Source organism: Enterobacter sp. C6 (assembly GCF_008122455.1).
Classification (GTDB): Bacteria; Pseudomonadota; Gammaproteobacteria; order Enterobacterales; family Enterobacteriaceae; genus Enterobacter; species Enterobacter pseudoroggenkampii.
Window position 1 is genome coordinate 1 of record NZ_QPFW01000116.1, and the last position, 6,898, is coordinate 6,898.

Sequence of the window (6,898 nt, forward strand, 5' to 3'; positions counted from 1 at the left end):
CCCCCCGCCGGTCTGGCTCACCGCCAGATAGCCCAGGGCAGCCAGCACGCCAACGATCAGGCCCACTACGGGGAACCAGGGGACGCCACGGCCATACTGCGAAAATTCAACGCCGTCGCTCCACTTTTGCGGCACCGGAATGCGGGTAATGAATCCCAGCGTCGCCCACAACATTTTTAACGGCATTTAATCTTTACTCCAATTCCCGAGACAACCAGCCACACTTCCTGCGCCGCCTGCGCCAGCCTTTGGTTCGCGCGCCCGGCAATATCAACAAAATGACGCGCCAGCCGATTCTCTGGCGTGATGCTCATGCCCAGCTCATTGGTCACAATATAAACCGGCGCCGCCGACTGCTGGCAGGCCGCAATCAGGTCGTCCACCTGCTGTTGCAGCACCGCCTCAAGCGCGGAAAAATCGAGGGTCTCCGGCGACGCGCCGCCGCTGGCGTCATAGAGCAGGTTTGACAGCATGGTGGTGACGCATTCCAGAACCACGCCTTCGCCCGGCTGCACCTGGTGGCGAATCACGTCGCCCAGATCGCGATACCCTTCCCAGGTTCGCCAGTGCGCAGGACGCTGGGCGCGGTGCTTATCAACGCGCAGCGCCATCTCTTCATCGGTAATCACCGACGTCGCGATATACAGCACGCGCTCGCACTGCTGCGCCGCCAGCTGTTCGACGTGCGCACTTTTCCCGCTGCGCGCGCCTCCGGTGACCAAAATCATGCGCCTTCCTCCTGATGCTCCCGCATTATTTGATAGATCTTTTTAATATCAATATGTTCTCTCATCGCGCTCGCCAGGATATCAAACTGTTGCGCTTTCCAGGCGGCGTAATCTACCGCAACGTCTAAGGGCGCCAGTCCTTTGCGCTGGCGCAAGCCGTCCACCATCGCGCGCGTGAAGGCATCGTTATCGAATAACCCGTGGAGATAGGTCCCTATCACCTGCCCGTCAGCGCTGATGGCACCGTCCGCGATGCGCTCGCCCTCTTTTTCCAGAAACAGCGCCGGGCTACCGTCGGATGTCAGTTGGGTCTCTCCCATATGGATCTCGTAGCCCTGCACCTTAATGCCCGCTGCCGACTTAAGCCACGCCGGGAGCGCCGACGCCATCTGCGCCGAGACCTGCGTCGTGGTTTTTCGCTGCGCGAAGCGGGTCACGGTATGGAGCAGACCCAGCCCCGGCTGGGTTCCCAGCCCCGACTCCACCTCATCAATGATGGTATCGCCAAGCATCTGGTAGCCGCCGCAAATGCCCATGACGGGCACGTTCTGCTGGTGGGTCTGGAGCACCGCGTGCGCCATGCCGCTTTCCCGCAGCCAGGCCAGATCGCCCAGCGTATTTTTACTGCCGGGGAGAATCACGAGATCGGCCCCCGCCAGCTCCTGGGGATAACGGACATAGCGCACGCGAACATCGGGCTGCGCCGCCAGGGCGTTAAAATCGGTGAAGTTGGAGATATGCGGTACCTGCACCACGGCAATGTCGATATCGCGCTGGGCGGTTCGCAGGTATTTTCCCTTTTGCAGCGCCACGCCGTCTTCATCTTCCAGATCCACATCCAGCCATGGCATCACGCCCAGCACCGGCACGCCGGTCAGGTTTTCTATCTGCTCAATACCCGAGTAAAGCAGCGCAACATCGCCACGAAATTTATTGATGATGACCCCTTTCACCCGCGCCCGCTCGCGATCGTGCAAAAGCGCCAGCGTGCCGTAGATGGCGGCAAACACGCCGCCTCTGTCAATGTCCGCCACGAGGATCACCGGGCACTGCGCCATTTCGGCCATCCCCATGTTGACGATATCGCGATCGCGCAGGTTAATCTCCGCCGGGCTGCCCGCGCCTTCCAGCACCACCACGTCATACTCTCCGGCCAGGCTGTTATAGACGTCGCGGATCTGCTCCCGCAGGCGCGGTTTGTACTCGTGGTAGCTGACCGCATCCATATCGGTTGCCACCTGCCCCATCAGCACCACCTGCGCTTTACGATCGCTGGTCGGCTTTAACAGCACCGGATTCATCCGTACGTCCGGCGTTATCCCCGCCGCCTGAGCCTGAAATATCTGCGCGCGGCCCATCTCTTTTCCCTCCGGCGTAATACCGGAGTTGAGCGCCATATTCTGCGACTTAAACGGTGCGGTACGCAGGCCATCCTGATAAAAAATCCGGCACAGCCCCGCCACCAGGACGCTTTTACCCACGTCAGAAGCGGTGCCCTGCAACATAATTGCCTGCGTCATGAGGCCTCCTTCATTACGTTTTTTTGTCGCATACGGCTGAAAAATTCATCTTCGGTTTTACATAACGGCAGGCCAAGCTGCGCGTGCAGCTTGACGAGCCAGGGCTGCGTTAATCCGGCCCGTTCAATCAGTTCGCCGCGGGCAAAGACCTCACCCGGCGCGCCGTGCGCCAGCACTTCTCCCTGACGCAGCACGTAGACGGCATCGCTCACTTCGTATATCAGGTCAATATCATGACTGGAGATCACCACGTGGTTCCCCTGCGCCACAATGCGCCTGATAATCTCGATCATCTGCGTGCGTCCTGAAGGATCAAGCCCGGCCGTGGGCTCGTCCAGCAGAAGATAGCGGGCGCCCAGCACCAGCGCCCCGGCAATGGCGACGCGCTTCTTTTGCCCGTGGCTCAGGCACTGGATCGGCTGCTGGCGAAAACGCTGCGCGTCAACCAGCGTCAGCGCATCGTCGACGCGCCGTGTAATCTCCGGTTCCGCCACGCCCAGATTGCGCAGGCTGAAGGCGATGTCGCTATCAATATCGGTATAAAAGATCTGCTGATCGGGATCCTGAAACACCGTTGCCACCTGCTGACGGAGCGCCAGCAGTCCGCGCTTGCTGTAGTCCAGCGGCTTCCCCTGCCACAGCACCGCACCCTGCTGCGGCTTCAGAAGGCCGCTCAGATTCATAAATAACGTCGACTTTCCGCAGCCGTTAGCTCCGACCAGCCCGGTGACGGGATGGGTCGAAAAATCCAGCGTCAGCCCTTTGAGCACCTGCGCCTCCTGATAGCGAAACCAGAGATCGGCGGTGGTAAGCATGGTGCGATTCCTTACAGGGGAAAATCACCCTGGTAGAGTTTAATATCCAGCGTGGTCGCCATCTGCTGATAGCGAATCAGCACCCGGGTAAACAGCAAACCAACCAGCATCGCCAGCGAGCGATAGCCTTTTGGCAGACTACGATAGCCAAAACGCAGCGTCTGCGCGCGGTGAATTGCCAGCGCTTCGTCTAACAGAATAAAAATAAAGCGCCAGGTCAGCAGGATCTGCTCGGTAAGCAGGCGCGGCACGCGCGCCCGCTTAAGCAGCACAATCAGCTGCGGAAACGGCAGGTTCAGCACCAGCCAGAAGGTCGCCGCCAGCGCGGCAAGGCTGCGCCAGAAGGTTTCATTGGCGGCAGTCAGCCCGGACGCGGTTATCCCCAGCCAGTAGTGCCCCACCGGGACGCCTGCCGCCAGCGTGTGCGGGTCACGGGTGACGCTAAAGAGGATCGTCAGCACGCCGACCAGCAGAAAGCCAAACGGCAGCGCCATCCAGCGGCACCAGCGCCAGAAGGTCATCCGCAGCAGCCAGCAGGTCAGTCCCGCCGTCAACGCCAGGACGATCCCCTGCCCCAGCGGCGGCAGCGCAAACGCCAGCGTCATCAGCGCCAGCCAGAGCAGAAACTTGCGTTCCGGCGCCACGTGAGCCCAGCGGCTCTGATAGCTAAGCCTGTCAAGCCCGGTCATCACGGCGCTGTCTGCCTTTGGTGTAGCCCAAAATATAGAAAATCACCGCTGCGCCAATGGAGCCCTGGAGCGTAAACAGCAGGCTTTCAATTTCGCCGCTGGCGGGTTCATAGAGCGGCGTGAACCACGGCGTGTAATGCGGCGCCACAACCTGAATTTGATTTTCGGCTTCACCATCCGAGCCGCCAAACTCCCCCCCGTGATCGATAAAAAATGGCAGTACGATCAGAGCAAGCACCATCGCCAACAGCATCAGCGTCTTTTTCATCTCAGTGTCCTTGTGCGGTAATCAGCTGACGTTTGGTCAACTGGTCATAAATCATGACGGTTAACAGTCCCTCCGCGATGGCGATGGGGATCTGCGTCAGGCAGAAAATGCCCATGAATTTCACAATCGAGCCCGCGGCACCCGTCGCCGGGTCCGGGAACGCCGCGCCAAGCTGGAGTGAGGTGACAAAATAGGTCACCAGATCCGCCAGCATCGCGCACAAAAATACCCCGACGTCACGACGGAGCCCGGCACGGCAGGCCATTTTCCACACCATGTACCCGACAACCGGCCCAATCACCGCCATCGACATGCCGTTCGCGCCAAGCGTGGTTAACCCGCCGTGCGCCAGCAGCAGCGCCTGAAACAGCAGCACGATGGCACCGAGAATGGCGACGACGCCCGGCCCGAACAGAATCACGGCGAGCCCCACGCCGGTCGGATGCGAGCAACTGCCGGTCACCGAGGGGATCTTCAGCGCCGACAGCACGAAAATAAACGCCCCGCACAGCGCCAGCAGGACTTTCTGGTGGCTATCCTCCTGCACGATACGGCGCAGGCGCACCAGTCCATACCACAGACACGGTAAGAAGATCAGCCACCACGCCAGCGCCCACATGGGCGGTAAAAAGCCTTCCATGATGTGCATCGCGAACGCCTGCTCCGGCACCACCATCAGCAATAGCGCCGCCGCCAGGCCACTTAATGACAGCTGTTTAAGCTGTTGTTCGAGTTTCATTGCGCATACTCCCACTGTTTGTTGACCAGAATGGTCGAGAAATAGGGTAACGGCTGGTCGTCAGCAACCTCATCCAGATGCCGCCAGCACTGCTCGCCGGGGAGCGTGGCCTCTGACATCATCAGCGCGCAGTTCAGCAGCCCGGCCTGCGTCAGCAGCGCTTTGATGCGCGCAAACCGGCCATAGACCTTCATCAGCACCAGGCTGTCGTGCTGCTGCAGCGCCTGCGCAATCTCCGCTTCCGGCGCGGTGCATGCGATCACCGCCAGCGACTGCTGTTCCATCGCCAGCGGCGTTTTGGACCGCGCGGCAATCGCAGCAAACGACGTCACGCCGGGCACAATTTCCAGCCAGTCCGGGCTGCCGATGCGCTGGAGTAAGAACACCCAGGTACTGAACAGCATCGCGTCGCCCAGGGTGATAAAGCCAACCTGTTTTCCGTCGTTCACCTCCGTCACTAACGCGTCGGCTACCGCATCCCACACCGCCTCCTTTTCAGCGCTGTCGGCGCTCATGGGAAAGTGGCAGCAGCGGATTTCAGTCTGCTCGCCGACATATTCACGAACGATAGAAAGCGCCAGACTGTCGCCCCCTTTTCGTCCCGCCGGGGCGTAGAGAATATCCAGCGAACCGAGGATCCGTGAGGCGCGCACGGTGATAAGGTCCGACGCGCCCGGCCCGGTACTGAGGGCGTACAGTTTGCCGCTCATGCTGCCTCCTCCATCGCCACGCTCAGCGCCTGCTGTAAATGGGCGACGAACATCGCGCGCACCGCCGGGTTTTCGCCCAGCCCGCTCAGCCACGGCGTTGCCGGGATCCCGGCAGCGTTAAACAGCGTCTTCCAGGAGTCCTCGTCATCAGAGGCCATATCGTTAATGGCGTGATCGCCCGCCACCAGCATCAGCGGCATCAGATGCACGGCGGTGACCCCTTCTTTACCAAGGCTCTCAATCAGGATGTCGACTTCCGGATAGCTCTCCACCGCGCCGACGCGGGCCGGGAAGCCCTGGGCCATCATCATGTGGTCGAGACAGGCATAGGCCGCAAAGGCGTGATGGCTGGCGCCGTGGCCCATAAATACCACTTTTTCCGTGGCCCCAAGCGTCGGCATCTGCTGTTGCAAGGCGCACATCAGCTGCGCGTAATCGTCGTGGCTGCTCAGTAGCGGTACCCCCAGCGTCAGGCGGGTAAACAGCGGGCGCAGGCTCTGCACTTCACGGACGATTTTCTCGTACTCATCGCCGTTGATGATGTGCAGGGACTGGATCGCCACGTCCTGATATCCCTGAGCCGCAAGCTTTTTCAGCGCCTGCAGCGGCGTATCGATCTCAATGCCGTCACGCTGTTTGAGCTTGCGAATGATCATCCCGGAGGTGAATGCCCGAAACAGCTCGCGGTCAGGGCAGCTTTCCGCCAGCGCACGCTCGCAGGCCAAAATGTTTTTCTCGCAGGTATCGTGGTAGCTGGTACCAAAGCTGACCACCAGAAGCGCCTTTTTCATCTCTAACTCCTTAAGCAGCGGCCAGCCAGCGGGCTAAGCGCCCGGCGAATGCGGCCTGACTTTCCAGTAACTCGTCTCCCGTCACCAGCGGCGCCGGGCGTGTAATCACGATGCAGGGGATGCCCGCATCCAGACAGGGTTGAACCTTTTCCCGATAGCCGCCTTCCGCACCGGACGCTTTGGTGATCATCACGTCAGCCCGGCACTGGCGATAAAACGCCGCGTTAAACTCAGCGCTGAATGGCCCGCACATCGCGAAGATCTCGGTAACGCCAAAGCCAAGCCCGGCGCATTGCTCAAGGACCTCGGGCACCGGCAGCACCCGGGCCAGCAGCGTTTTCTCCGGCAGCCCGGCGCGCCAGCGCGCCAGATCTTTACTGCCGGTGGTCAACAGCACGCGTTCGCCCAGCCGCCGCGCGATGTCGCAGGCCTCTTCTATGCCCGGCACGCTGTAGAGCAGCGGATGCGTCAGCTCGCTGAGCTGTTCGGGGCGCTGATAGCGGCTAAGCAACACGCCCACCGTTTCACAGGCCGCCAGGATGTTGCGGCTGACCACCTCAGCGTAGGGATGCGATGCGTCAATCACCCAGCGGGTCCTGTTTTGCGCAAGCCAGTCAACCATCTGCTGCGGCTCCAGG

Annotated in this window: 10 protein-coding genes; all 10 read right to left on the reverse strand. The window is 60.8% G+C overall.

The window, feature by feature from the left end:
* On the reverse strand, positions 1-186 hold a 186-nt coding region (locus tag DOU50_RS01780; protein WP_194266113.1), incomplete at its 3' end, for an adenosylcobinamide-GDP ribazoletransferase.
* On the reverse strand, positions 177-728 hold the full coding sequence (cobU, locus tag DOU50_RS01785) for a bifunctional adenosylcobinamide kinase/adenosylcobinamide-phosphate guanylyltransferase (protein ID WP_061715599.1): 552 nt from the start codon (positions 726-728) through the stop codon (positions 177-179). The genes DOU50_RS01780 and cobU, both read right to left, overlap by 10 nt.
* Positions 725-2,248 (reverse strand): cobyric acid synthase, encoded by a 1,524-nt coding sequence (locus DOU50_RS01790; protein WP_148768636.1) that lies wholly within the window; start codon positions 2,246-2,248, stop codon positions 725-727. The genes cobU and DOU50_RS01790 overlap by 4 nt, the downstream gene beginning before the upstream one ends.
* On the reverse strand, positions 2,245-3,063 hold the full coding sequence (locus tag DOU50_RS01795) for an energy-coupling factor ABC transporter ATP-binding protein (protein ID WP_148768637.1): 819 nt from the start codon (positions 3,061-3,063) through the stop codon (positions 2,245-2,247). Before DOU50_RS01795 ends, DOU50_RS01790 begins: the two co-directional genes overlap by 4 nt.
* A gap of 11 nt (positions 3,064-3,074) precedes the next feature.
* Complete coding sequence (locus tag DOU50_RS01800; protein ID WP_148768641.1) at positions 3,075-3,752, reverse strand: energy-coupling factor ABC transporter transmembrane protein; 678 nt, start codon at positions 3,750-3,752, stop codon at positions 3,075-3,077.
* Positions 3,739-4,020 (reverse strand): energy-coupling factor ABC transporter substrate-binding protein, encoded by a 282-nt coding sequence (locus DOU50_RS01805; protein WP_024908226.1) that lies wholly within the window; start codon positions 4,018-4,020, stop codon positions 3,739-3,741. Before DOU50_RS01805 ends, DOU50_RS01800 begins: the two co-directional genes overlap by 14 nt.
* Before the next feature lies 1 nt (position 4,021).
* The gene (gene cbiM / locus DOU50_RS01810; RefSeq protein WP_148768638.1) at positions 4,022-4,759 is read right to left on the reverse strand and encodes a cobalt ECF transporter S component CbiM; all 738 of its coding nucleotides are present in this window, start codon (positions 4,757-4,759) and stop codon (positions 4,022-4,024) included.
* Positions 4,756-5,469: a cobalt-factor II C(20)-methyltransferase gene (locus tag DOU50_RS01815; protein WP_024908224.1), complete on the reverse strand. Its 714-nt coding sequence runs from the start codon at positions 5,467-5,469 to the stop codon at positions 4,756-4,758. The genes cbiM and DOU50_RS01815 overlap by 4 nt, the downstream gene beginning before the upstream one ends.
* Entirely contained in the window at positions 5,466-6,260 is a 795-nt protein-coding gene (gene cbiK / locus DOU50_RS01820) for a sirohydrochlorin cobaltochelatase (RefSeq protein ID WP_148768639.1), read from the reverse strand. Before cbiK ends, DOU50_RS01815 begins: the two co-directional genes overlap by 4 nt.
* A gap of 10 nt (positions 6,261-6,270) precedes the next feature.
* On the reverse strand, positions 6,271-6,898 hold a 628-nt coding region (locus DOU50_RS01825; RefSeq protein ID WP_148768640.1), incomplete at its 5' end, for a cobalt-precorrin-6A reductase.

Excerpts from the sequence above, each read along its gene's own strand:
- cobU (WP_061715599.1), bottom strand. The coding sequence starts at position 728 with ATGATTTTGGTCACCGGAGGCGCGCGCAGCGGGAAAAGTGCGCACGTC.
- DOU50_RS01790 (WP_148768636.1), bottom strand. The coding sequence starts at position 2,248 with ATGACGCAGGCAATTATGTTGCAGGGCACCGCTTCTGACGTGGGTAAA.
- DOU50_RS01795 (WP_148768637.1), bottom strand. The coding sequence starts at position 3,063 with ATGCTTACCACCGCCGATCTCTGGTTTCGCTATCAGGAGGCGCAGGTG.
- DOU50_RS01800 (WP_148768641.1), bottom strand. The coding sequence starts at position 3,752 with ATGACCGGGCTTGACAGGCTTAGCTATCAGAGCCGCTGGGCTCACGTG.
- DOU50_RS01805 (WP_024908226.1), bottom strand. The coding sequence starts at position 4,020 with ATGAAAAAGACGCTGATGCTGTTGGCGATGGTGCTTGCTCTGATCGTA.
- cbiM (WP_148768638.1), bottom strand. The coding sequence starts at position 4,759 with ATGAAACTCGAACAACAGCTTAAACAGCTGTCATTAAGTGGCCTGGCG.
- DOU50_RS01815 (WP_024908224.1), bottom strand. The coding sequence starts at position 5,469 with ATGAGCGGCAAACTGTACGCCCTCAGTACCGGGCCGGGCGCGTCGGAC.
- cbiK (WP_148768639.1), bottom strand. The coding sequence starts at position 6,260 with ATGAAAAAGGCGCTTCTGGTGGTCAGCTTTGGTACCAGCTACCACGAT.